Origin of the sequence: Rahnella sp. ChDrAdgB13 (genome assembly GCF_017655185.1) — a bacterium.
GTDB lineage: Bacteria > Pseudomonadota > Gammaproteobacteria > Enterobacterales > Enterobacteriaceae > Rahnella > Rahnella contaminans.
The window spans coordinates 25,143-50,756 of record NZ_JAEMGT010000027.1 but is presented as its reverse complement, the minus strand read 5'-3'; the positions used below and the strand labels follow the sequence as shown (position 1 = coordinate 50,756).

The following is a 25,614-nucleotide window of genomic DNA, read 5'->3' as shown; positions in this document are numbered from 1 at the left end:
AAACCGCCGACAGCGGCTGCGCCTGGCAACCGGTGTGCCGTAAGATAATCGCTTACATTTAGTGGCAAAAAAGCGGCTAAATTCATATCGCCGAAAATTCTGTAATGTTATACGGTTACGCTCGGTTAATTCGACACGAACTGGCGCACAGCCAGCATGGCGGATTATTTTTTCTCCTCTGCCGGAGCGGACATGATTCTAAATAAAGCATCCGGAACGGACGATGCCAGCAAGCTGCTGCGCTTTCAGTCCGCCGCTTCCCACACGCGCTGGCTGAGCGGGCTGATCCACGCCGTGATGGTGATCAGCAGCGTGTTGTATCTGATATTGCTGATGTTGTATCTGGTCACGCCGGAGTCGGTCTGGCCGTGGGTGGTCGGGAATATCATGGCGGCGATGTGGGTTTGCGCTGCCTCGCTGCAATGCGCCCGGCGCATTACCCGCTGGCGCGAGCAACAGTTTGCCTCCCGTAACGGCCTGGCCGGGCCGCAAATTCCCCCCGGATTTTCTCAGCGTCTGGCCTCCCGCGCTTGGATGCGCCCGCTATTACGCTATGTCGATGCGCACGTTTTCTTTCAGGCACTTCCCGCATTAGCCGCTTTGCTGCTCATCGCGCTGCTGTGGCAGTTGCCGTTACCGGTCAATGAAACCGGGAATACGGGCTATTTCGCCGGTTCTTTCTTTATTCTTTGCGCCTTCGCCGTGCTGGTGCTTGAGCGTCACTGGACGTTAAAAAATCCGCAGGAATGGCCGGAAGCGGCAAAACTGGCACCGCTGATGCGCATGTTAATTGGCGTCTTTTTGCTGACGGCGCTGGCCCTGATGTTTGCGCGAGGAACCGCGGTATGGCCCGCACACCTGCTGGTGCTCACCGGATTGTTACCGGCGCTGGTGGCGCTGGAGCTTTTCCTGCGGGCGCTGATCACGGTATTTTCACCGCCGAGAGAAGACAAAGAGCCGGAGTTTATTGCGGGCAGCCTGCTGGCGGCGCAACTCTGCTGGCCGCCGCGTCCGCTGCAATTTGTGCAAAACGAACTGCATCAGCACTTTGGTATCGATCTCCGCCAGATTTGGGCGTTCCGCTTTATGCGTCGCGCGCTGTTGCCGCTCGGCGCAATCCTCCTGCTGACCGGCTGGCTGCTGACGGGAATCAGCGAGGTACCGCTGACCCAGCGCGGGATCTATGAATCCTTCGGCAAACCGGTGGCCGTCAGACAGCCCGGTTTACATGCCGGGCTGCCGTGGCCTTTTGGCCGCACGCTGATGGTGGATAACGGCGAAGTGCATGAACTCACCACGGGTTCAGAAGAACCGCTAACCGCCACACCCGCCGCGGTGGCAGACACAGCTGAAGGTCCCGCGCCGGAAAGCGCGAACCGGTTATGGGATTCCGGCCACAGCAGCGACAAATCACAAATCATCGCCAGCGCAGCGAATGACCGGCAAAGTTTTCAAATCATGAATATGGACGTCCGCTTCGTGTACCGCATCGCCATGAATGATGACGCGGCGATGGCGAGCCTGTATCACACCGAAAATATGCCGGTGCTGATCCGCAGTATTGCCAATCAGGTGCTGGTGCATGATTTCTCCTCGCGCACGCTCGACAGCCTGCTGGGCAGCGATCAGACCCGTCTGGCCGGAGATATCGGGCAAAAAGTGCAGGCGCAGCTTGATCATCTCAACAGCGGGGTGGAACTGCTGGCGACGGTGATCGAGTCGATCCATCCGCCTGCGGGGGCGGCGGACGCTTATCACGGCGTGCAGGCGGCACAAATTCTGGCGCAAAGTGCGATTGCCGGTGAGAAAGGTCAGGCCGCACAGCAGCTGAATGCCGCGCAGCAATTTGCCGGGCTGGCGCAGGATGCGGCCACCGCACAAAGCCATGAAAATCTGGATCAGGCGCAGGTCATGGCGCTCTCCTTTAACGCCGAAAATCAGGCGTATCAGACCGGAGGACAGTCGTTCCTGACCGAACGCTATTTCAGCCGTCTGACGCTGGCCATGCAGCAACATCCGAAGGTGTTGATTGTCGATCATCGCATGGGGGGCGGGACGCCGCCGGTGCTGGATCTGAGAAATTTTACCCTGCCATTTACGCCCGGAGCGGATAAAGCGGCGCATTCTGTCAAAGCGGAGACTACCCGGTGAGTGATTCCCAACAACCTGAAGGCCACGGACACGATCACGACGCGCACGACGGGCATCATCACGGTGCCGGTCATCACCATCATCATTCCGGCCCCGCGGCGCCCAAACTCTGGCGACGGGTCACGATTGCCACCGTGCTGGTGGCGCTGATTGCCGCCACGGCCTGTCTGGTGCAGGTGCGTTCCGGCGAAGCCATGGTGATCACGCGCTTTGGCAATCCGGTGCGCGTACTGTTGCAACCGGGGCTGGCGTGGCATCTGCCGGTTCCGCTGGAAACGGCGATCCCGGTGGATTTGCGTATCCGTACCACTTCCAGCGGTTTGCAGGATGTTGGCACGCGCGACGGGCTGCGGATCATCGTTCAGGCTTATACCGTCTGGCAGGTGAAAAACGATCCTCAGCACGTGCAGCGTTTTATCCGCGCGGTACAAAATCAGCCGGATATGGCGGCTGCGCAGATACGGACGTTTATCGGCTCGGCGCTGGAAACGACCACCAGCGGTTTTGCGCTGGCTGACCTGGTGAACACCGACGCCAGCAAAATCCGGCTTTCCGGTTTTGAGCAACATCTGCATGACCAGATCGCCCGCCAGCTGCTCGACAGCTACGGCATCGAACTGGTGCAGGTTGGCGTTGAGCGGCTGACGCTGCCGTCAGTGACCTTAGATGCCACCGTTGATCGCATGCGGGCTGAGCGGGAAACCATTGCTACCGAGCGCTCTGCCGAAGGCAAGCGTCAGGCGGCTGAAATCCGGTCTTCCGCTGAACGTGACGCCCGCGTTATTAAGGCGGATGCCTCAGTCAATGCGGCCAATATCGAAGCGCAGGCACAGGTGCAGAGTGCGGTAATCTACGCCAGGGCCCGCGCCGGTAATCCTGAACTCTACGATCTGCTGCGCTCGCTCGACACGCTGAGCAGCGTCATCACGCCGGGCACGCAACTGGTGCTGGGCACCGATGCGGCACCCTTCCGCCAGCTGGTCGAAGGCCCGCCGGCATTACCCGCTGTCCCGGCTAACGGAACGCGCCCATGAATCCGTTATCCCGTTTTCAGGGAAATGCGTGGTTTCAGGCGGGGCGTCTGGCGTATCTGGCGCTGTTCGCCATGACGCTGATTGCTGCGGCGAGCTGGCTGTTTTCCAACGTCCGGCAGATAGAGCCGGACAAGCGCGCGGTGGTGATGCGGTTTGGTGCCGTTTCGCGCACGGCGGGAGCCGGGCTGTTGCTGGCATGGCCGGAACCGCTGGAACAGGTTGAAATCTTACCCGCGGCCGATCGGGTGATCGAACATCATGTCACCGCCTTGCTGAGAACCGACATTGTGCCCGCATGGAACAATACCGGTGGCGAGAAAAGTGATGCCGTCGCCGGTGCGGGATATTTACTGACCGGAGATTCCGGCGTGGTTCAGCTGGATGTACAGGTGTACTACGTGATAACCGATCCGGTGGCATTTGTGCTGCAAGGCGAACACGTGTTACCGGCGCTTGACCGTTTAACCGGGCATGCGGCGGTGGCGATTTGTGCCTCACGGGATCTCGACACCATTCTGGTCGCCCGGCCGGAAATAGCAGGCAACGGCAGCAATATCGCCGAACGCCGCGAACGGCTGCGCGGCGATTTGCGTCAGGGCATAAATCAGCAACTGGCGGCGCTGAGCGCGGGCGGGAGCAGTACCGGTATCGAAGTCCGCCGCGTTGACGTGCAGTCGTCCCTGCCTCCGGCGGCGGTGGATGCGTTCAATGCGGTGCTGACGGCCAGCCAGCAGGCGGATCAAAACATCGCCAGCGCCAGTAATGAGGCGGCGCGTGTTCATCAGGACGCCGTTCAGTCGGCAGACCGCGCTTTACAGGTTTCCCATGCCAGAGCCAGCGAGCAGATTGCCCGGGCGTCCACAGATACCGCGACCATAGTACAGCTGGCCGGCGATCATTCGCCGGAATTGCTGTGGCGTTTGTGGCGTGAACGGATGCCTGCGATCCTCGCGCATGCCGGCAGCGTCACTGCTGTTGATCCCCACGACAACGCGCATCTGATCCTGCCGGGGCCAGACCGTCCGACATCTCAACCCTGAGGTATTGCTTCCGTGACTTCTTTTTCCTCTGAAGAACCGTACACGTCGCCCGCAAAAAGCGTGCTGTTAACGCGCCATGAACAGCGAAATATGGCGGTGCAGCTTTTGCTGGCGATGGCCGCATTTGGTCTGTTGCTGTGCGGCTGGCTCTGGCAGTGGCTGTATCCGCAGCAAAGCGACGTCGGGCAAATTCTGTTTGGCGTGGCGTCACTGCTGGTCGCGGTGCCGGTGCTGCGTTCGGCAATTTACAGCTTACGCAGCCCCAGTCTGCATGGCGTGACCGATCAGCTGATTGCCATCGCGATGCTGGGGGCGTGGGCAACCGGCGACCTGATGACCGCCGCATTGCTGCCGGGCATTATGATTTTTGGTCATATTCTGGAAGAGCGTAGCGTGATCGGCTCGCAGGAAGCCATTGATGCGCTGAGCCATCTGACGCGCAGCCGCGCCCGGCGGATTTTGCCTGACGGTGAAATTGAAGAAATCGATAACCACCAGCTGCGAACCGGCGACCGGGTTGAAGTCCGCGCTGGTGACCGGTTGCCCGCCGATGGCCGTGTGTTATCCGGCAGCGCCAGTCTGGATACTGCGCCGATCACCGGCGAATCCGTGCCACAGGAAGCCCGCGCAGGCGATGACGTTTTCGGCGGGGCCATTAATCTCGACGGATTACTCAACGTTGAAGTCACGCGCACCGGCGCGGACGCTACGCTGGGTAAAGTGATTGCGCTGATGCAAAAAGCCGAACACGCCAAACCGCCGATCACCCGTTTGCTCGAACGCTATGCCGGGCAATATCTGGTGCTTATTTTGCTGATTGCCGCCGCGACCTGGTTTATCACGCGTGATGCCCATGCCATGCTGGCGGTACTGGTGGCGGCCTGTCCGTGCGCGCTGGTGCTTTCCGCGCCCGCCACGGCCATTGCCGGGATCGCGGTGGCGGCGCGTCACGGGATCCTGATCCGCAGCTCCGCATTTCTGGAAGAACTGGCGGACCTGAACGCCATCGTTGTCGATAAAACCGGCACGCTGACGCACGGTGAACTGCATTTGCAACGCACGGTGCTGGGCGCAGAGGCGTCTTCGGATGCGGTGTTCCGGCTGGCGGCCAGTTTGGGTGCGGCGAGCAGCCATCCGGTCAGCCGTGCGCTGGCAAAATTACTGCCGCGAGAACAATATTTACCGCTGGACGACGTGTCAGAACAGCAGGGCATGGGCGTGCGTGCGCGTACCGCACAGGGCGATGCGCTGTTAGGGCGCCCGGCATTTTTCAGCCAGAACAATATCCCGGTGAATGACGAACCTGAACACGACGGGCCGCTGGTCGGGCTGGCACTTAACGGGCGTTTTCTCGGCTGGCTGCTGCTGGCCGATTCGCTCAGGCCGGAGGCGCAAACGGCGCTGGCTGAACTGCGTCAGCTTGGGCTGCAAAGACAACTTTTGCTGACCGGCGATCGCGCCAGCGTAGCCAACCGTATTGCCGGAGAACTGGGCATCGGTGATGTCGTTGCGCAGGCGTTACCGGAAGATAAACTGCATCAGGTTTCAGCCGAAATCGCACAAGGGTTCCGGCCAATGGTGGTCGGGGACGGCATCAATGATTCTCTGGCGTTAAAAGCGGGCGTGGTGGGCATTGCAATGGGGGCGGGTGGCAGCGATATTGCGCTGGCTTCCGCCGACGTGGTGCTGATCGGCAGCGATCTGCGGCGTCTCGGGACCTGCGTTCGGCTGAGCCGTGCCTGCCGTAAGACGCTCAAAATCAATGTTTTCATCGGGCTGGGCTGGACGCTGGTAGTGATGGCAGCGGCGGCTATGGGGTTACTCGGCGTGGCCGGTGTACTGATTGCCGCTTTATTGCATAACCTGAGCACCTTGCTGGTGCTGGGCAATGCCGGACGCTTACTGCGGTTTGACGAACCCCTGTAAGTCAGTCAGTGAAAATTAAAACGGGCGCAAAAGTTGCGCCCGTCAGCAGGAATAGCGGTCAGCCTGCGCGGATTAAAGTTCGGCTTTAAACGTGTGCAGACGACGCATGGTTTTTTCCAAACCGTCTTTCATCAGCAATTCAGTGCAGCGCAGTGATTCATCAATCGCATCATCAATCAGCTTCTGTTCACTGGCTGGCGGCTTGCCCAGGACAAATCCCACCACTTTGCTTTTATCGCCCGGATGGCCGATGCCAATGCGCAGACGGTAGAAATTCGGATTACCGCCGAATTTGCTTTGAATATCTTTCAGGCCATTGTGGCCGCCGTTGCCGCCGCCAAGCTTAATTTTCGCCATGCCCGGCGGGATATCCAGTTCATCGTGCGCGACCAGAATTTCGTCCGGCTCAATGCGGTAGAACTGCGCCATCGCCAGAACGGCTTTGCCGCTCAGGTTCATGAAGGTGGTCGGCACCAGCAAACGAACGTCCTGACCTGCCAGGGATAAACGCGCGGTGTAGCCAAAAAACTTACTTTCTTCTTTTAACTGCTGGTTGTGCTGGCGGGCCAGAAGATCAACATACCAGGCGCCCGCGTTGTGGCGGGTTTGGGCATATTCGGCTCCGGGATTGGCCAGCCCGACGATCAATTTAATGCTGCTCACGGTTTTCGCTTCTTAATCGGGTGAGGTTTAGCGGGGTAGTTTACCTGTCCGTTTTCGCTGTGCCAAATATCCGGCCACGTTATTCCGTTAAATGGGGTCGTTTCTGAATAGTTTCCAAAGTTAATTATTAACTCTCCGAATGTATCTGACTGGAAAACGTAAAGAATTGTCATCTAATGTTCTCTGTCTGTGATCGTGACCGCAAAGTGAACCGGATGGGACGTCTATAGTTAAGGCAGGAAATGACAAGACAGCAATGATGCTAAGACTATCGACAACCGGAGGTGACAGATGAAACGTAAAACCGCAATGAGACTGGGCAATGCCCTGATGGGACTCGGTTTGCTCACAATGGTCGGTGGCGTTGGTTATTCCATTTTAAATCAATTGCCTGAACTGGGATTACCGCAGTTTATGGCTCACGGTGCTGTCGGCAGTATTTTCATCGGGGCTATTTTGTGGCTGGCCGGTGCCAGAGTCGGCGGGCGCGAACGCGTTGCAGATCGCTACTGGTGGGTGCGTCACTACGACTCACGGTGTTCAAACAGTAAGACACATCGCCATTCCTGATTAAACGGCCTGAAAAGAAAAAACCGTTGTCGCTCACGCTTCAACGGTTTTTTGCATTTCTGAATCAGTCAGTTTTTACAGAAAACAAAACGCCCCTGAAAAGGGGCGTTGTGATTAATGCTCGAACATTGCAGAAATGGATTCTTCATTGCTGATGCGGCGGATAGCCTCAGCCAGCATGCCTGACAGGGTCAGGGTGCGTACTTTTTTCAGTGCGCGGATTTCTGCGGACAGCGGAATGGTGTCGCATACAATCACTTCGTCGATCACGGAGTTTTTGATGTTTTCCACTGCGTTGCCGGAGAAAATTGGGTGAGTTGCGTAAGCGAATACGCGCTTAGCACCGCGTTCTTTCAGTGCTTCAGCGGCTTTACACAAGGTGCCACCGGTGTCGATCATGTCATCAACCAGCACACAGTCACGGCCCGCGACGTCACCGATGATGTGCATCACCTGAGAAACGTTGGCACGTGGACGGCGTTTATCGATGATAGCCATGTCGGTATCGTTAAGCAGTTTCGCCACGGCACGGGCACGAACAACGCCGCCGATATCCGGGGAAACAACGATTGGGTTTTCCAGATTTTGTTGCAGCATATCTTCGAGCAGGATAGGGCTGCCGAAAACGTTGTCTACTGGTACATCAAAGAAGCCCTGAATCTGCTCTGCGTGCAGGTCAACGGTCAGAACGCGGTCAACACCGACGCTGGACAGGAAGTCAGCCACAACTTTCGCGGTGATTGGCACACGGGCAGAACGCACCCGGCGATCCTGACGTGCATAGCCGAAATAAGGAATAACGGCTGTGATACGACCAGCGGAGGCGCGGCGTAAGGCATCAACCATGACGACCAGTTCCATCAGGTTATCGTTAGTAGGCGCGCAGGTGGACTGGATAATGAAAATATCTCCGCCACGTACATTTTCGTTAATTTGCACACTTACTTCACCGTCGCTGAAACGACTGACGGCGGCGTCACCAAGGCTGGTGTATAAACGGTTGGCAATACGTTGTGCTAGTTCCGGGGTGGCGTTACCAGCAAAAAGCTTCATATCAGGCACGAGAAGAACCTCAGGCTTGCGTCCAGGGAAGACATTGGCTTTTGGCACCACCGGGCGGTGAGCGGTACCAAAGCATTATGCTCACGATACTTCTAAATCTTACTGCTTAAACAAAAACCGGTGAATAATTCGCTGGCAAAGAACAGACACATAACCGCTGTGACTCTCTACGCTTTGCCCGCAGTTCTCAACCCGGCTTCGCGAAAACGGTGTAACGGTGAAACGTTGACACCGCGTGCAACAAAACCCCGACTCCATGCCGGGATTTCATTTAAAACCTGACGGGCTTCGGATTCGGTGTCGAATTCGGCAAACACACAAGCACCTGTTCCGGTCAGTCGCGACGGCGCGTATTCTAACAGCCAAGAAAGTAGCTGTTCAACCTCGTAAAAACGTTTTCTCGCAATCGGTTCGCAATCATTTGCGTAAGGCGTGTTCAAAAGCACATTTACAGGGCGTTTTGGTGTATTTCTGGTCAGTTCCGGATCGCCGAAAATTACCGGGGTCGGAATGTGAACACCGGGATGAACTACCAGGAACCATTTTTCGTCCGGTGTGACCGGCTGCAAGATTTCACCAATGCCTTCGGCAAACGCGGCAAAACCCATCACAAATACCGGCACGTCCGCGCCCAGCGTGATGCCGAGTTCGGCCAGTTCCGTATCTGTCAGCCCGCAATTCCACAAGGTGTTCAGGGCAATCAGAACGGTTGCGGCGTTAGAGGAGCCGCCACCCAGGCCGCCGCCCATCGGGATCTGCTTTTGCAGGGAAATATCTGCGCCAAGCGGGTTTCCCGTGTGTTTCTGCAAAAGACGTGCGGCGCGCACCACCAGATTTTCGTCGTCTGAAACGCCTTCAACCGGTGTGGTCAGGGCGATAACGCCGTCAGTGCGCACATTAAAACTCAGGCTGTCGCCGTAATCGAGAAACTGAAACAGCGTCTGCAAATCATGGTAGCCGTTGGGGCGCTGCCCGGTGATATAAAGGAACAAATTGAGTTTAGCCGGAGACGGCCACAATTGCTGCGTCATCTCAGTTTAATGTCCAGTTATCCATTTTCAGCTTGATGCGCTGTTCGCCCTGGGTCATTTCCAGACGTTGCGGCAGGGACGGTTTGGCGTCGTCGTCATAGGCCTGATACACCACGGTGCCGCTCTGACCATTCTGGCTGAACTTAACCTGGGAGAGACGATACTGGCTGTCGAGGGTGAAATCAGTGCCATCACCCGGCAGGCCAAGCATCCACAAACGCAGGTTGGACAGCGGAATCGACATGCCGGTCAGCTTACGGATCATGTCGTCAGGATTGTCGCTGGTGTAATGCTTTCCTTCGTTATTGGTCAGCTGCGCGATACCACTTTGCACTTTCAGCTCCATTTCGGTGCTGCCAAGCGGATTGGTCAGCAGCAGGCGGTAGCTTTCCGGGGAGTATTGTTGCCAGAAGAAGCGGGCATAGACTTTCTGTTTATCGGAAATGTAAGCGAAAGAGCCGCGGGTCTGATAATGCTCGAGTTGTTTGACCTGAGCTTCATGTTCACGCCATTGCGGAGAGGTCGGGCTGGTCGCCGGGCCTTTCGGCGCATTAATCGAACACGCAGCAAGCACTAAACTTGCCAGAGGGAGGAGGCGAACAAAATGTGTTTTACGCATTGGCATAACAGGTTAAATCCTTTGTGCTTTGGCGGCGGTGGCTTTTATAAACAGAAAAGGGGCCAGTCAAATACGGCGTGCGCTAGTTTAGCACAGCCAGCGCATCGGGTGATCGGCACCCGGTACAGATGATCGACGATCGGAGAGTTTTGGGACAATACTGATTTGTAAATGGATTTAACGTTAGATGCTGTACGGCTTTTATTGATCCCGCGCATCTTGTAGAATGCGCAGCAGACGTAAACCCATACTATTATAAAGTATAAGTCGATAATCGCTTCCCATATGACCCTGCTTGCATTAGGTATCAACCACAAAACCGCCCCGGTGTCTCTGCGTGAACGGGTAACATTTTCACCCGAGACTCTTAATCAGGCGCTCTCCAGTCTGCTCCAGCAACCGCTGGTGCAGGGCGGAGTCGTGTTGTCTACCTGTAACCGTACGGAGCTCTATCTGAGCGTCGAACAACAGGAAAACCTGCAAGAACAGCTGGTTAAATGGTTATGCGATTATCATCATCTCAGTGAAGATGAAGTCCGTAAAAGCTTGTACTGGCACCATGATAATGACGCCGTCAGCCATCTGATGCGCGTGGCGAGCGGGCTGGATTCACTGGTATTGGGCGAACCGCAGATCCTCGGGCAGGTCAAAAAAGCCTTCGCCGAATCGCAAAATGGCCGTGCCGTTTCCGGCGAACTGGAACGTCTGTTCCAGAAATCCTTCTCCGTTGCCAAGCGTGTCCGCACTGAAACGGATATCGGCGCAAGTGCTGTTTCCGTCGCTTTCGCCGCCTGTACGCTGGCGCGCCAGATTTTCGAATCCCTTTCTGATGTGAATGTGTTGCTGGTCGGTGCGGGTGAAACCATCGAACTGGTGGCGCGTCATCTGCATCAGCACAATGTCCGTCATATGATGATTGCGAACCGTACCCGCGAACGTGCGCAGGCGCTGGCAACGGAAGTTAACGCGGAAGTAATCAGTTTGCAGGATATTGATTCCCGTCTGGCCGAAGCCGACATTATTATCAGTTCTACCGCCAGCCCGCTGCCGATTATCGGCAAAGGGATGGTGGAACGAGCGCTCAAAGCGCGCCGTAATCAGCCGATGCTGATGGTCGATATCGCCGTTCCGCGTGATATCGAACCGGAAGTCGGTAAGCTTGCCAACGCGTATTTATACAGCGTTGATGACCTGCACAGCATTATTCAAAACAATCTTGCCCAGCGTAAAGCCGCTGCGATTCAGGCGGAAACCATCGTTGAGCAGGAAAGCTCAAACTTCATGGCCTGGCTGCGTTCGCAGGGAGCCGTTGAAATTATTCGTGATTATCGCTCACGTGCTGATATTATTCGCGCCGACGCACAAGCAAAAGCCTTAGCCGCCATCGCGCAGGGCGCTGACGTCGAAGCGGTGATCCAGGAATTAGCCCACAAATTGACCAATCGCCTTATTCACGCGCCAACCCGTTCTCTGCAACAGGCAGCCAGCGACGGTGATGTGGAGCGTTTGCAAATTTTACGCGACAGCCTCGGGCTGGATCAGCAGTAATTCTCCTTTTCTCACAGGGTTAAACACCACGCATGAAGCCTTCTATTGTTGCCAAACTGGAAGCGTTACAAGAGCGCCACGAAGAAGTGCAGGCGATGCTCGGCGATGCCAGCGTCATTGCCGATCAGGATAAATTCCGCAGTCTTTCCCGCGAATACGCTCAGTTAACGTCTGTTTCCGAATGTTTTCTGGCCTGGCGTCAGGCGCAGGAAGATTTAGAAACTGCCGAAATGATGCTCGACGATCCCGAGATGCGCGAAATGGCGCAGGACGAAATCAAAGACTGCAAAGCTACCCTCGAAGATCTCGAACAAAAATTACAGCTTCTGTTACTGCCGAAAGACCCTGATGATGAACGCGGGTGTTTCCTTGAAATTCGTGCAGGAACCGGTGGTGATGAAGCAGCGATTTTTGCCGGTGATTTATTCCGCATGTACAGCCGTTACGCAGAATCGCGTCGCTGGCGTGTGGAAATCGTGAGCGCCAACGAAGGCGAGCACGGTGGATATAAAGAAGTCATCGCCAAAGTGAGCGGTGAGGGCGCGTACGGCCAGTTCAAATTTGAATCCGGCGGCCATCGCGTTCAGCGCGTTCCGGAAACCGAATCTCAGGGACGTATTCATACGTCAGCCTGTACCGTTGCCGTGATGCCGGAAATTCCGGAAGCCGAATTGCCGGAAATCAACGCCGGTGATCTGCGCATTGATACGTTCCGTTCCTCCGGCGCGGGTGGTCAGCACGTTAACACCACCGATTCTGCCATCCGTATTACCCATATTCCGACCGGGATTGTGGTGGAATGTCAGGACGAACGTTCTCAGCACAAAAACAAAGCCAAGGCGATGTCCGTGCTCGGTGCGCGTATCCGTGCGGCAGAGGTGGCGAAACGTCAGGCGGAAGAAGCCTCTACGCGCCGAAACCTGCTGGGCAGCGGTGACCGTTCTGACCGTAACCGTACCTACAATTTCCCTCAGGGCCGCGTGACCGATCATCGTATCAACCTGACAATTTACCGTCTGGATGAAGTAATGGAAGGCAAACTCGACTCGCTGATCCAGCCGATTGTGCAGGAGTATCAGGCCGATCAGCTCGCAGCACTTTCTGAGCAGGACTAATGGATTTTCAGCGCTGGCTGCGTGAGGCTACGCGCCGTCTGGCTGCGGGTGAAAGCCCGAAGCGTGACGCTGAAATCCTGCTCGGCTTTGTGACTGGCCGGGCAAGAACCTACATTATGGCTTTTGGCGAAACACCGCTGACGGCCACTCAGCTTTTACAACTGGAAACCCTGCTGGCGCGACGCGAGCAGGGTGAACCCGTTGCCTATCTGACCGGTGAACGTGAGTTCTGGTCGTTGCCGCTGTCCGTTTCTCCCGCCACGTTAATTCCGCGTCCGGATACCGAATGTCTGGTCGAACAGGCGCTTGCCCGTCTGCCGTCTGAGCCGGTGAAGGTACTGGATTTGGGGACAGGAACGGGCGCGATTGCGTTAGCGCTGGCCAGTGAGCGGCCTGACTGTCAACTGACCGGTATCGATTTGCAGCCCGACGCGGTAACGCTGGCGAAACACAACGCGCAAAAGCTGAATATCAACAATGCGCGTTTTTTACAGGGCAGCTGGTTTTCGCCGGTCGCCGGTGAAACGTTCGCCCTGATCGCCAGTAATCCGCCGTACATAGACGCCACGGATCCTCATCTTACGCAGGGTGATGTCCGTTTTGAACCGTCAAGCGCGCTTGTGGCAGAAAATGCTGGTCTGGCTGATCTGGCTCATATTATTCAGGCGGCACCCGCGTATCTTCAAAAAGGTGGCTGGCTGTTGCTCGAACATGGCTGGCAGCAGGCGGAAGACGTACAAAAACTGCTGTGCGATGCCGGTTATCAGCAAGTTTCGACGGTGAAAGATTATGGCGGCAACGATCGCGTCAGCCTCGGACAGCGGACTTCGTAGTCAAAATCATTGAATTTAAAACGATAAAAGAAGGAAACAGGCAATGGCGTATGTCTGGATAAAGCATCTCCATCTGGCCACGATCACCCTGAGTATTGCACTGTTTGTTTTACGATTTTTTTGGAAATGGTCGGGTTCTGCTATGATGCAGAAACGCTGGGTGAAGATAGTTCCGCACATTGTGGACACCTTGCTGCTTTTAAGCGGCATTTCGCTTATCTTCATCACGCACTTTTATCCGTTCAGCCCACAGGGAACCTGGCTGACCGAAAAGATTTTTGGCGTTATTATCTATATCGCGCTGGGCTTTGTGGCCCTGAGCAAGCGACCTGTTAGCCAGAAAACCCGCTGGCTGGCCTTTATTCTGGCGCTCGCTTGCCTGTATCTGGTTCTCAAACTGGCGCTGACGAAAATACCGCTTCTAATGGGATAACTATGAGTACCCTTGCTGATTTTGAATTTAACACTACCCGGCTCAGTACCGGGGTGATCAAAGTAACGGAATCTGTGCGTTTTGATTTCAATGCGGACGATGTGCGCCAACAGCTGCAAACGCTGGTTGATGAAGCACGCCGCGTGGTTCCTGAGGACCTTGATCAGGATCAGCAGCTTGAAGTGTTGATTGAACTGTTTTACCGCACCTGGGGATTTGGTGGCGCGGGCGGTGTTTACCGCCTTTCGGACGCTATCTGGATCGACAAGGTGCTGGCTTCGCGTCAGGGCACGCCGGTTTCGCTGGGCGTGATTTTCCTGCACATCGCGCATGAGCTGGATTTACCGCTGATGCCGGTCATCTTTCCGACACAACTGATCCTCCGCGCTGACTGGATGGATGAAGAAATGTGGTTGCTCAATCCGATCAACGGCGACACGCTCAATGAGCACATGCTTAACGTGTGGCTGAAAGGGAATCTGGGCGTGACGGCGATTATCGAAGATGATGATCTGGAAGAAGCCGATAACACAATGATCGTGCGTAAAATGCTCGACACGCTGAAAGCGGCGCTGATGGAAGAAAAACAGTTCGAACTGGCGCTGCGGGCGAGTGAAACGGTTTTACAGTTTGATCCGGATGACCCGTATGAAATCCGCGACCGTGGTCTGATTTATGCTCAACTGGAGTGTGACCACGTGGCGATTTCCGATCTCAGCTATTTTGTTGAGCAGTGCCCGGAAGACCCGATTTCAGAAGTGATTAAAGTGCAGATCCACTCGATTGAGCACAAGCAAGTCACGTTGCACTGATTTTAAGTTACCTTACGTTATCACCGGATAAATGCTGATGAGACAACGCGTTGACGCATTTCACGGTGAAGGATTTACCATTAAAAAGGCCAAAGCATGAAACATAAAGTGGTTAGCATTCAGGACATTAAAGTCGCCAACGATCTGCCGTTTGTGTTGTTCGGTGGGATGAACGTACTCGAATCACGCGATATGGCGATGCGTGTGTGTGAACATTACGTCACCGTGACACAGAAACTCGGCATTCCTTACGTTTTCAAAGCGTCTTTTGATAAAGCCAACCGCTCATCTATTCATTCCTACCGCGGTCCGGGTCTGGATGAAGGTATGAAAATCTTCCAGGAACTGAAGAAAACCTTCGGCGTGAAAATCATCACCGACGTTCACGAATCCTGGCAGGCACAGCCGGTTGCAGACGTGGTTGATGTTATTCAGCTGCCTGCCTTCCTGGCTCGTCAGACCGATCTGGTTGAAGCGATGGCGAAAACGGGTGCCGTGATCAACGTGAAAAAACCACAGTTCGTGAGCCCGGGGCAGATGGGTAACATCGTGGATAAATTCAAAGAAGGCGGCAACGATCAGGTTATCCTGTGCGATCGCGGCAGTAACTTCGGTTACGACAACCTGGTTGTCGACATGCTGGGCATGAACGTGATGATCAACGCAACGGGCGGTCACCCGGTGATCTTCGACGTGACTCACGCACTGCAAACCCGTGACCCGTTTGGCGCTGCTTCCGGCGGCCGTCGTGCGCAGGTTGCAGAACTGGCGCGCGCAGGTATGGCGGTCGGTATCGCAGGCCTGTTCATCGAAGCACATGAAGATCCGGCTCACGCGAAATGCGACGGCCCGTCAGCGTTGCCGCTCGACAAACTGGAGCCATTCCTGGTTCAGATGAAAGCCATCGACGATCTGGTGAAAAGCTTCCCGGCGCTCGATACCAGCAAGTAATTTGTGGTTTGAATGTCAGTAAAAAGGCGACCCTCGGGTCGCCTTTGTTGTTTCTACAACAGAAGTTTTAAAGATTTACAGCGCCTCCGCCAGACTCCCGTGGAAGCTCAGGCGGCCTTCGACCGGCTGCATTCTGGCGCGCGCCAGCGTTTTCAGAGGCTGAAAAGGGATTTCTGCAATGCGCAGTTCCGTATCTTCCGGCAGTGTGTCGATGAAATTGCGTAAGGCGTTAACGCCGCCGGCATCAAGAACGGCGACGCGATCCCACAGCAGGACGATCACTTTTTTGCCCCCGGCTCGCGCCTGGAGTTCACTGAAAATGCGCTCGGCGGCAGCAAAGAATAACGGCCCGTTGACGCGCAGAACCAGTGTGTTATCCGGTGTTTCGACGGCAACTTCAGTCAGGCGCGTCAGCCGGGCAATACGGCGCATAAACAGCAGTGAAGCCATCACAATCCCGGCCGTAATCGCAATCACCATATCGAACAATACCGTCAGGCTCATGCAGGTCAGCATCACCAGAATGTCGTCTTTCGGCGCGCGGCGCAGTAAATCCACCACTTTATGCGCTTCACTCATATTCCACGCCACCATCAGCAGCAGTGCTGCCATCGCCGCCAGCGGAAGCCACGAAAGCAGCGGAGCAAGAATGAGCAGGGCAAGAATGACCAGCAGAGAGTGAATAATGGCGGAAACCGGCGATGTCGCACCGGCACGCACGTTCGCCGCCGACCGCGCAATGGCCGCCGTGGCAGTAATACCGCCAAAGAACGGGCTGACCATGTTGCCAATACCCTGACCGATCAGCTCATTATCCGAGTGGTGTTTTTTGCCGGTCATGCCGTCGAGCACCACCGCGCACAGCAATGATTCAATCGCGCCGAGCATCGCCATGGAAAATGCGGCGGGGAGCAATGCCTGAACCAGCGACCAGCTCAGGCCGCTGCCGTCAGGCTGTGTCCACGGCAGCGCGAACTGCGGCAGGATCGGCGGAATGCCGTTGCCCTGCGTGCCATCCGGCAAAAGGAAGTGAAAACGCGAACCGATGGTGGCAACCGGATGCCCGGCCTGCATGAAAACTGCCATCACGGCGCAACCGGCGAGTAATGCAGGCAGATGGCCGGGCACGCGCAGCCCGAGCTTCGGCCACAAAATCAGCACGCCAAGCGTGACGATACCAATTGCCGCATCGCCGATATCCAGCGTCGGCAGCGCCATCACCAGCGCGGCAACTTTACTGAGGTAATGTTCCGGCACGCTCGTCATCGTCAGGCCAAAGAAATCTTTGAACTGCATCGTCCCGATGGTGATCGCAATGCCCGACGTAAAGCCGAGCGTCACCGGCAGCGGAATATATTCGATTAACCGGCCAAAACGCGCGAGGCCCATCAGCAGTAGAATAAACCCGGACATCAGCGTCGCCAGCAATAATCCCGATAAACCGAACTGCTGTGAAACCGGATAGAGAATGACGACAAACGCCGCCGTGGGGCCGGAAACGCTGAAACGCGAGCCACCGAAAATGGCAATAACGATGCCCGCAATTGCCGACGTGTACAGACCGTACTGCGGTGGAACACCACTGCCAATCGCCAGTGCCATCGCCAGCGGGATGGCGATGATTCCCACGGTGACGCCTGCAATGGCATCTTTGAGTAAACGCTGAAGGGTATATTTTTCACGAAAACAGGCGTCTGTCAGGGCGCTGAAAAGGCTGACATGGCGTCTTCCTGAGGTATTCATAGGGCGTAAACCACCTGGAGAAAATATTGAAAAGAACCCGGTCTTCCTTCACCGGAAATTTGTAGCCTACGCCGGTTACACTGATTTTGCATGGACCTAAATCAAAGCAGGGCAATGCAGCCGGATACGGACTTCGCATTATTATGATTGCTGGCAATGTGACGTGTCGCCAGTTATTTCACTGACGCACACGACGGAGGCATTCATCATCTATATTTAAGTTAATACCCGTAAATCGGTCAGGGAAAGCGTGAGAGGGCGCCGTTATCTATGCCGGACATCATGTCACTGGGAAGTTTGTATGGGGATATTTGCGTCACCTACGCCACGCTTTCAATCAGTTTTTTTGTACTGAGCCGCAGTGAACCTTTTACGTTTAAAGGCGCCCACTGGAAACGGCTGGCGTTTGGATTGGTCGCGGGGATCACGGCATTATACCTGCGCGGTAACCAGCTGGTGCTGACCGAAAATCTGTCGTTCAGTTTTGAAATGTTGCCGATGATTTTAGTGACTTTTTTCGGCGGCTGGCTCAGCGGGTTAACCAGCTATTTAGTGGCGTTTCTCTTCAGCGGGATGTTCACGCTGAATAATCTGTTTATGGGCATTATTCTCGGCACGCTGTTTTTATTTCGCGTCTGGCGAAGACGTAAACATCGCGAACTGTATATTACGATCGTGCTGGTCGGTATTTTCCGTCTGGCGCTGGTTTCCGGAATTCACGGTATTGAAGTGCCGTGGACCGAGCTGATTTTTTATCAGGCGATTGCCGCCTGCTGCATGATCCTCTGTTATCACGCGCTGAATTATAAAGAAATCTACATGAATAAAGTCTTCACCATCCGCGTGAAGGCCGCAACCGATGAGCTGACGCAAATCAATAACCGCGCCAGTCTGGATTACTGGCTGGCTCAGCGGCAAATTCAGCGCGAAGCCTGCGGGTTAATTCTGCTGGATATTGATAACTTCAAACGTGTAAATGACACGCTAGGCCATCTGGTGGGCGATCGTGTATTAATTGAGGTAGGACGATTATTACGTCACCTGACGCGCAACGAGGATTTTGCCGGGCGTTACGGCGGCGAGGAGTTTCTGGTGATGACGTCAGCGTATGATCCCGCCACATTACTGGCGATTGCAGAACGTATCCGCAAGGAAGTGGAGGATTGCGTGATTATCCTCGAAGATGGCCGCACGCTGAGAGTGACAGTGTCACTGGGGGTATCGCTATATTTACCCGGCATGATTATCCGTAAATCGCTGAAACTGGCCGATTTTTCGTTATACGAAGCGAAACGGAAAGGGAAAAACTGCGTTGTAGCCAGTTCAATTCTGACGCTGGCCGCGCTCGGCGCTAAACGCCATCCGCAAAGAATGTAAAAAGGAGCCTTTACGGCTCCCTGTTTACCGCTACTTCTGCGTGCCTTCTTCAATTTTTGGCGGATAGGTCAGATCCGCGTCTTTACGCATTTTCGCCACGTCTTTCGCCGTCACCGTTGCGCCTGCCGGATCCCCAAACTGCGTACTGACATAGTTGCTCAGCGTCGCAATCTGCTCATCATTCAGCTGGTTAGCGAACGAAGGCATCATGATTTCGCCTTTATCCATATGGCGCTGGACGCCGTTTAAGATCACCGAAACCTGATTCCGGCTGTCATATGAACCGGTGCTGGTGTGGCTGAACAGCGACGGATAGGCGTGGAATCCTTCTCCGCTGCCCGCGCCGCCTTTACCGTGACAGGCTGCGCAGCTGGCGTTAAACAGCGCGGCGGCGGATTCATTCACCGTCTGGCCTTCGGCGCGCAGAGGATACACATCCTGATTCTGTTGGCCCCAGGCATCGCGCGGTTTGGTCTGCTTGTCGTCACCAACAGCCGGTACGGAACGGATATAGGTCGCGATCGCGTTCAGGTCGCTGTCAGACAGATGTTGCAGGCTGTGCTCGATAGCTTCACCCATCGCACCGGACGCTGACGCTTTCCCGGCCACAAAACCGGTTTTCAGGTACGTCACCAGTTCCTGTTGCGACCAGGTGCCGATCCCGGCGTTTTTGTCCGGTGTGATGTTAAACGCCACCCAGGAACCTAAATCACCGCCGGAAAACGCTTTGTCGGTGTCCATGCCCATGGTCAGCGTGCGCGGCGTGTGGCAGGTGCCGCAGTGTTCAAGCGCTTCCACCAGATAAGCGCCACGGTTCCAGTCCGCAGATTTGGATGGATCGTTTTTCAGCTCGCCTTTATCGAAGTTAAATAACTTCCACACGCGCATGCCCCAGCGCTGATTGAACGGGAAAGACAAATCGGTTTGCGGCCCGGCGGAATGCACCGCGGGCAGCGACATCAGATAAGCTTTCACCGCCAGCACGTCGTCGCGTCTCATCTTAGTGAAAGAGTCATACGGCATCGCCGGATACAGCTGTTGTCCGTTTTTGCCGACACCTTCCCGCACCGCACGCACGAACTCATCATCCGACCAGCTGCCGATACCAAATTCTTTATCGGAGGAAATATTGGTGCCGTAAATCACCCCGAACGGCGAGGCCAGCGGGTAACCGCCGCCAAATTTCGCGGTTTTATCCGCACCCGGTGCCGTATGACACGCGGTGCAGTCACCGGCAGTCGCCAGATATTCGCCGCGTTTGATAAGTTCTGCATTACCGGAGGCGTCATCCGCCCAGGCGCTGGTCGCTGCCACTAACGGCAGCATCGCCAGCATGAATTTCATTTTCATTGCTCAGTCCTCAGAAAATCAATCAGGCCAGGCTTTTCAGCACCGTGTCTGCCATGCGTAATGCCAGTGCTGTACCGGACAGCGTGGAGTTCACCGTGGAGGCCGACGGCATAATGCCGGTACCGGCAATGAACAGGTTCGGGTGGTCATGCGTACGACAGTCACCATCCACCACGGAATCCTTCGGATCGCTGCCCATAATCATGGTGCCGGTGATGTGCTGGTTGTTGTCGTAAACGCCACGCTTGCTGTACACCACTTCGGTGCCGCCCATCTCTTTGACGATCTTCTGGAAATCGAGCATTGACTGGTCATAGCCGCGATGTACGTATTCCGGGAATTTGTAGTGGACTTCCAGACGCGGAATGCCCCATTCGTCTTTCTCAGTTTTACTCAGCACCACGCGGTTTTCCGGCTCCGGCAGCATTTCCAGCAGGCATTTCAACTGGATAAAACGCTCGGACTGGAACGCCAGTTTGTCGTTCAGCGCTTTGCCGTAATAGCCCTGACGCACCAGCCGTTCCGTGAGATAACGCACCGGAGACGTATTGGCGACGTCGATACGTAACGCGGATCGGTCGCTGCGGAATTCACCGTCGCGCAGGTTATTGATACTGCCCGGACGCATCGGGCCGCGGCCGAAATACACCGGTTCATCGGCATAGAACTCTACCGAGGTGCCGGGGTGATCCATCAGGTTACGGCCGACCATGCCGGAACTGTTGGCGATGCCATCTGGGTATTTATCACTGGTGGACATCAGCAGCAGTTTCGGGCTTTCGATGCCGTTGGCGGTCAGGACGAAACGCTTACCGGTGACTTTGTGCGTGACTTTGTCGGCGTCGAGATAATGCACGGCAACAATCTCGCCGCTGTCGCTGGCTTCAATCTTGTACACCACAGCATTGGCAATCACGCGGACACCGGCTTCGATGGCTTTACGGGCGGAAATGCCGCCGTGGTATTGCGCATCAATCGGGCAGACCGGCATGCAGTTATTGTTGCCGCAGCAGGCAGGGCGGCCATCGTAAGGAATACTGTTGCGCGCCTGCGGGCCGATGCCCAACACATAACCCAGTTTGGCAATACGTTTGCTGATGCGGTCAAAGCCGTAAGGCAGCGGAATGCCCGGCAGCGGATACGGCTGCGAACGCGGGGAATCCAGCGCATCGTCACCGGAAACGCCCATCTGTATTTCGGCTTCGGTGTAGTACGGTTCCAGCTCTTCATAACTGATGGGCCAGTCGCGTCCGATGCCGTACAGCGTTTTGATTTTCATGTCGTTTGGCAGCAAACGGAATGCCTGTCCCGCCCAGTGCCAGGTAGTGCCACCGACGCCGCGCAGGTATTGCGCGGCATACAGATCCGGACCTTTCTGGATCAGATAGTTGTTATCTTTTGGCTGGAATTTGGGTTGCGGAGCCCAGGGTTTTGGCGGATAGGGTTCAGTAAAATCGCCTTTCAGCGGCGACTGACGAAACAGTTCGACTGCTTCGTCACGTTTGATCACCGGGCCGGAATCCAGCATCAGCACGGAAACACCGGCTTTCACCATTTTCAGCGCGGCAAGAGAACCGGCGATACCGGCACCAATGACGACGACGTCAGCATTCAGCGCATCAGCCATGAGTGACCTCCGGGGAATTTTTTTGCGTTGTGGCAGGTTTGTTAACCCAGAAATTCGGCTCACCCGGCGCGTAGCTTGGCGGCAGCAGGTTATTTTTCAGCAGCTGATAGCTGACGATGTTTTCGAATCCGATGCATTTCTGGCTGCCGGGCTGGCCGACCACGCCGAGGTACCAGCCGCTGACCAGTTGCTGATAGAGCTGCGCCAGTTCCGCGGGTTGTTGTGCCAGCAGCTGATGCAGGTCATCGCCGACCACGCCGTCATGTGCGGTGAGCAGCGCGGAAAGGGCGTCGAGCTGGGCATCAAGTTGCTTATCATGCAGCCAGCTGTAGAGTGCCTGGCCGAGATGCGGTTCGAGCGACGCCATGCCGGTCAGCTGTTTTGACAGCGTCATAAACCCGGCGGGCATGGTGATGGCTGAAGCCAGTGGTGGTGCGGCATGCGCCAGTGTGGCAAATACGCCACCGCCAAGCAGCTGGCTGCCAAACCCCGCAGCCAGCACGCCCGCGGTGCCGAGAACCATCCGGCGACGAGAGAGATTGATCATGCTGAAATTCCGTATACGTTCTGAAACGGCCACGGGCGTGACCGTCAACAAGAAGGATTGTAGAAAAGTGCCTGTTATTTCAGGACGCCGGCCGCTTTTTCAGAAGACTGGTTATCAATATCCTGCTTCGGTGTGCTGACGCCCACGGCGCCAACCACTTCGCCGTTCAGGGTCAGCGGGAACCCGCCGCCCAGCGCAACCGCGTGCGGGATCGCCAGCACCGTGGTTTCGCCACCGGCCAGACGCTGCATGAATTTCAGCGACGGCGCGTGATACAGCGCAGAGGTGCGGGCTTTACCGATTGACGCATCGACACAACCGGCCGGAGAACCGTCGAGGCGCTGGAATGCCAGTAATGAACCAGATGCGTCAACAACGGCCACGCAGCCGGTGCTATGCTGTTCGGCCAGCGTGGATTTCACGCTGTCGATCACTTTGGCTGCCTGGGCATTATCGAGCTGGGGATGCCCGGCAGCGAAGGCGGATGTGGCAGAGAACAGCAGTGAGGAGACACAAAGTAGTGTTTTAGCGGTGTGTTTTTTTACAGACATAGACTCATCCCTTGTAACAGTAGCAACAACATTGCCTTGAAAGTGTTTTGAAATAAAAACGCTGAAAATAAATAAGTTAAAAGCCAATAACGTTGTCGGGCTGAGCATTTATCGATGCTTCTTAATGCCACAACGAAGAAAGTGTTATTGCTTTTTGTTTCGTGGATGTTAATTCAATTAACAAAATAGCAGAAGTGACGGTTGCGGCTGGCAACTAATTCTTACAGGGGGTTTGTGGGGGTATTTTCACCAAATCGGGCTTGCAAGCCTTGCAGCATAAGGGTTGAGCATTTTGTGCTGTTATGTACCAAGTGATCCGTTTGTATTAACAAAGTGTGATCCAATTAACAAAAACACCTCCCGTTAAAGAGGTTTTTTGTGATGGCATATGCGCGAGATTTCAGTGCGTCATGGGAAACAGGCTGCCTTCCGGTGAGAGCCCCGCAATGGCGCGATCGCGGTTTTCCAGCCAGGCGATAATACTGCTTGCCGCCTGACGTCCGTCGTCCATTGCGGTCACCACAAGATCCGCGCCGCGCACCGCATCGCCTCCGGCAAAAATCTGCGGATGGCTGGTCTGGTACGGGAAAGCTCCCGCGTGCGACGTGACCAGACGCCCGGCCGAATCACGCTCAACGGCCAGTTCGTTCAGCCACGGCATGGCGTGCGGCTGGAATCCGAACGCCATGATAATGGCATCGGCCTCAAGCAAAAATTCAGAACCGGGGATCGGTTGGGGGCGACGCCGTCCGCTGGCATCCGGTGCGCCGGGGGCGGTGCGTAACAAACGGATCCCGCAAACAACGTTTCAGCCTTGTTAATTAACCACAGGTAAATAAAGGTTAATTTTGCGTCCAGATTTTGAGCGAATTTTCAATTGGGCGTCAGCACGGGTTTTCCCGTCAGGAACAGGTATTTTTGCAGGTTTTAAGTGAGGTCAACTTCGGGGGGAAATCATTCACCGAACTTGTCGCCACCCCGCATTGACCCGGAATAACCGGTTAACGCGGGGCGGCGGATGTGGCCGGTTTATTTCGTCGTCGGCCAGCTGATACGGCATTCGTCACGACGGAAATTCAGTACACGGCTGCGGTTTGATACCAGCCGGACGCTGTAACCCTGGAAGTAGAGGCAGAAGTTTTTCTTCCACGGCCCGTCGGGGAGTTCGACCAGCAGACGCCCTGCGCCGAGCGACGTCAGTTGCCCGCAGGCGCGTAAAGTGCCGACGCCAATCCTGAGCTGATCGCCTTCGATATCAAATGCGGCTTTGGATTCGGGATGGTACCAGCGCCCCTGAACCATTTTCAGGCAATCATTGGGTACGACTGGCGTGAAATACCGCGATGCATGGCCGATTTCTCCCTGAATTGCTTTGCCGTCCCAGCGCAAACGCATCGGCATGTGTGCGGAAAGCGTAATGGCTTCTTCTGCATCTGCGCCCTGATATAAGTTGTCGGCGGAACCGAGATAGCTGGCGGTACCGTTGCTGACTTTCAGCCAGTACGGCTCGGCGGTGCTGGCGTAAAGACCGTCCGGCAGCGCGTTGCTGCGCGGTGGTAATGGCGCGGCGAGCAGAGCGGACATGACTTCCAGTGCGTGAGTGTACGCGGTGGTGTCTTCACGGTTGGAAACCAGCGCCACGCCGGCGTCCAGCTCCGGATGCAACAGGAAATAGGTTTTGTAGCCGGCATGCGAGCCGCCGTGGCCGTAAACCGTATGTTCACCGATTTGTGAAGACGTGGTGCCCAGACCGTAAGCCGACGGAATATCGCCGTGCAGATAACGTTGTTGCGTGAGGGTTTTCAGTACGCCTGCGCCGGGGCCGGTATTGCTGAGTAAGCTTTGCAGCCAGACGCTCAGCGAGCGCACGCTGCCGGTCAGACTGCCGGACGCAGAAAGATGCAGACCTGCGACGGCGGTTTTCCAGCCGGTCGCATCCTGCCAGTAGCCTGGCACCAGCCCGTGGACGATATCAAACCAGGTTTCCGGCGCGTGGAAAGCAATGTCCAGCGGTTGCGCGATATGCTTTTGCAGCAGGTCTTCGAACAGAATGCCTTTTTGTTTCAGGATCTCCTCCACCAGCCGGTAGCCGGTATTACTGTAAGAAATCTCGGTACCCGCCGGGAAATTCAGCGCGCCGTCCTGCGCCAGAAAATCCATGATCGCCCCGGCTTCGCTGACGTTATAGACCGATACGCCCAGCAGCGATAAGGTTTCGCGCACGTCCGGCAAACCGCCGGTCATGTCCAGCGCCTGACCTATCGTCACTTGTGCCATCGGGGCTTTTAGCTGGGGTAAATACTGGCCGAGGGTATCGCTGAGGGAAAGTCCTGCATCACTGCGAAGCAGTGCGAGAGCGGCAAAAATATGTTTGGTGACGGAGGCATAACGCACAACGGAATCAACGCTGAAAGGTTCGGTGGTCGTCAGATTCGACAGGCCGCCGGTGGCGTAAGCGCGCAGCGTTTTGCTGTCAAAAAGGGTGATTGCGCCACCCGGTTCACCGGGTTTATTCCATTTTTCAGTGATGCGTTTTGCTGTCGTTTCAGCCGCCTGCCACTGTAAAGCAGACTGTGCGGTGGATGTCATTAACATCTCCTTAATTGTCTATCAGTGAATAAGACGGGCAGC

At 55.6% G+C, this 25,614-nt stretch carries 22 protein-coding genes and 1 pseudogene; 12 read left to right on the top strand and 11 right to left on the bottom strand.

Annotated elements, in window-relative coordinates; translation table 11 throughout:
• Positions 1-192: 192 nt before the first annotated feature.
• The 4 genes from J8X26_RS09370 to J8X26_RS09355 are packed head-to-tail and all read left to right on the top strand — an operon-like array spanning position 193 to position 6,151.
• Entirely contained in the window at positions 193-2,151 is a 1,959-nt protein-coding gene (locus J8X26_RS09370; protein WP_208950737.1) for an SPFH domain-containing protein, read from the top strand.
• On the top strand, positions 2,148-3,185 hold the full coding sequence (gene hflC, locus J8X26_RS09365) for a protease modulator HflC (RefSeq protein WP_208950736.1): 1,038 nt from the start codon (positions 2,148-2,150) through the stop codon (positions 3,183-3,185). The genes J8X26_RS09370 and hflC overlap by 4 nt, the downstream gene beginning before the upstream one ends.
• Positions 3,182-4,225 carry a protease modulator HflK gene (gene hflK / locus J8X26_RS09360; RefSeq protein ID WP_208950735.1) on the top strand — a complete coding sequence of 348 codons (1,044 nt, stop codon included), beginning with the start codon at positions 3,182-3,184 and terminating at the stop codon, positions 4,223-4,225. Before hflC ends, hflK begins: the two co-directional genes overlap by 4 nt.
• Before the next feature lie 12 nt (positions 4,226-4,237).
• A complete protein-coding gene (locus J8X26_RS09355) occupies positions 4,238-6,151 on the top strand; it encodes a cation-translocating P-type ATPase (RefSeq protein ID WP_208950734.1) in 1,914 nt (637 codons plus the stop codon).
• A 72-nt stretch (positions 6,152-6,223) separates the two neighbouring features.
• On the opposite strand, the gene pth is transcribed toward J8X26_RS09355, so the two are convergent.
• The gene (gene pth / locus J8X26_RS09350) at positions 6,224-6,814 is read right to left on the bottom strand and encodes an aminoacyl-tRNA hydrolase (protein WP_192938081.1); all 591 of its coding nucleotides are present in this window, start codon (positions 6,812-6,814) and stop codon (positions 6,224-6,226) included.
• Positions 6,815-7,105: 291 nt separating this feature from the next.
• Between pth and ychH the strand changes: the two genes are divergently transcribed.
• Positions 7,106-7,384, top strand: coding sequence for a stress-induced protein YchH (gene ychH / locus J8X26_RS09345; RefSeq protein ID WP_152326296.1), 279 nt, complete (start codon positions 7,106-7,108; stop codon positions 7,382-7,384).
• Between the two features lie 114 nt (positions 7,385-7,498).
• On the opposite strand, the gene prs is transcribed toward ychH, so the two are convergent.
• From prs to lolB, 3 genes are all read right to left on the bottom strand, one after another.
• Positions 7,499-8,446: a ribose-phosphate diphosphokinase gene (prs, locus tag J8X26_RS09340; protein ID WP_013575591.1), complete on the bottom strand. Its 948-nt coding sequence runs from the start codon at positions 8,444-8,446 to the stop codon at positions 7,499-7,501.
• 167 nt (positions 8,447-8,613) lie between these two features.
• Positions 8,614-9,477, bottom strand: coding sequence for a 4-(cytidine 5'-diphospho)-2-C-methyl-D-erythritol kinase (gene ispE / locus J8X26_RS09335; protein WP_165057613.1), 864 nt, complete (start codon positions 9,475-9,477; stop codon positions 8,614-8,616).
• A gap of 1 nt (position 9,478) precedes the next feature.
• A complete protein-coding gene (lolB, locus tag J8X26_RS09330) occupies positions 9,479-10,102 on the bottom strand; it encodes a lipoprotein insertase outer membrane protein LolB (protein ID WP_152326294.1) in 624 nt (207 codons plus the stop codon).
• A gap of 279 nt (positions 10,103-10,381) precedes the next feature.
• On the opposite strand from lolB, the gene hemA reads away from it, so the two are divergent.
• The 6 genes from hemA to kdsA all read left to right on the top strand — a co-directional run bounded on the left by hemA (position 10,382) and on the right by kdsA (position 15,788).
• Positions 10,382-11,644, top strand: coding sequence for a glutamyl-tRNA reductase (gene hemA / locus J8X26_RS09325; protein WP_152326293.1), 1,263 nt, complete (start codon positions 10,382-10,384; stop codon positions 11,642-11,644).
• A gap of 32 nt (positions 11,645-11,676) precedes the next feature.
• Positions 11,677-12,759, top strand: coding sequence for a peptide chain release factor 1 (prfA, locus tag J8X26_RS09320; RefSeq protein WP_152326292.1), 1,083 nt, complete (start codon positions 11,677-11,679; stop codon positions 12,757-12,759).
• Positions 12,759-13,592: a peptide chain release factor N(5)-glutamine methyltransferase gene (gene prmC, locus J8X26_RS09315; RefSeq protein ID WP_208950733.1), complete on the top strand. Its 834-nt coding sequence runs from the start codon at positions 12,759-12,761 to the stop codon at positions 13,590-13,592. Before prfA ends, prmC begins: the two co-directional genes overlap by 1 nt.
• Positions 13,593-13,635: 43 nt before the next feature.
• Positions 13,636-14,025 carry a SirB2 family protein gene (locus J8X26_RS09310; RefSeq protein WP_152326290.1) on the top strand — a complete coding sequence of 130 codons (390 nt, stop codon included), beginning with the start codon at positions 13,636-13,638 and terminating at the stop codon, positions 14,023-14,025.
• A gap of 2 nt (positions 14,026-14,027) precedes the next feature.
• Positions 14,028-14,837 (top strand): invasion regulator SirB1, encoded by an 810-nt coding sequence (sirB1, locus tag J8X26_RS09305; protein WP_152326289.1) that lies wholly within the window; start codon positions 14,028-14,030, stop codon positions 14,835-14,837.
• Positions 14,838-14,933: 96 nt separating this feature from the next.
• On the top strand, positions 14,934-15,788 hold the full coding sequence (gene kdsA / locus J8X26_RS09300) for a 3-deoxy-8-phosphooctulonate synthase (RefSeq protein WP_152326288.1): 855 nt from the start codon (positions 14,934-14,936) through the stop codon (positions 15,786-15,788).
• A gap of 75 nt (positions 15,789-15,863) precedes the next feature.
• On the opposite strand, the gene dauA is transcribed toward kdsA, so the two are convergent.
• Entirely contained in the window at positions 15,864-17,531 is a 1,668-nt protein-coding gene (gene dauA, locus J8X26_RS09295) for a C4-dicarboxylic acid transporter DauA (protein WP_152326287.1), read from the bottom strand.
• Positions 17,532-17,801: 270 nt separating this feature from the next.
• On the opposite strand from dauA, the gene J8X26_RS09290 reads away from it, so the two are divergent.
• The gene (locus J8X26_RS09290; RefSeq protein ID WP_165057606.1) at positions 17,802-18,908 is read left to right on the top strand and encodes a GGDEF domain-containing protein; all 1,107 of its coding nucleotides are present in this window, start codon (positions 17,802-17,804) and stop codon (positions 18,906-18,908) included.
• 30 nt (positions 18,909-18,938) lie between these two features.
• Here the strand turns inward: J8X26_RS09290 and J8X26_RS09285 are convergent, their stop codons facing one another.
• The 6 genes and pseudogenes from J8X26_RS09285 to J8X26_RS09260 all read right to left on the bottom strand — a co-directional run bounded on the left by J8X26_RS09285 (position 18,939) and on the right by J8X26_RS09260 (position 25,572).
• Complete coding sequence (locus J8X26_RS09285) at positions 18,939-20,258, bottom strand: cytochrome c (RefSeq protein ID WP_208950732.1); 1,320 nt, start codon at positions 20,256-20,258, stop codon at positions 18,939-18,941.
• A 22-nt stretch (positions 20,259-20,280) separates the two neighbouring features.
• Positions 20,281-21,885 carry a GMC family oxidoreductase gene (locus tag J8X26_RS09280; RefSeq protein ID WP_152326284.1) on the bottom strand — a complete coding sequence of 535 codons (1,605 nt, stop codon included), beginning with the start codon at positions 21,883-21,885 and terminating at the stop codon, positions 20,281-20,283.
• Entirely contained in the window at positions 21,878-22,432 is a 555-nt protein-coding gene (locus J8X26_RS09275) for a sugar dehydrogenase complex small subunit (RefSeq protein WP_152326283.1), read from the bottom strand. Before J8X26_RS09275 ends, J8X26_RS09280 begins: the two co-directional genes overlap by 8 nt.
• Positions 22,433-22,506: 74 nt before the next feature.
• Positions 22,507-22,983 carry a heme-binding protein gene (locus tag J8X26_RS09270; protein ID WP_152326282.1) on the bottom strand — a complete coding sequence of 159 codons (477 nt, stop codon included), beginning with the start codon at positions 22,981-22,983 and terminating at the stop codon, positions 22,507-22,509.
• A gap of 400 nt (positions 22,984-23,383) precedes the next feature.
• Positions 23,384-23,785, bottom strand: a pseudogene (locus tag J8X26_RS09265) (FAD-dependent oxidoreductase); the annotation flags it as partial.
• A 227-nt stretch (positions 23,786-24,012) separates the two neighbouring features.
• Positions 24,013-25,572, bottom strand: a complete 1,560-nt coding sequence (locus J8X26_RS09260) for a serine hydrolase (protein ID WP_208950731.1) — start codon at positions 25,570-25,572, stop codon at positions 24,013-24,015.
• Between the last annotated feature and the right edge of the window lie 42 nt (positions 25,573-25,614).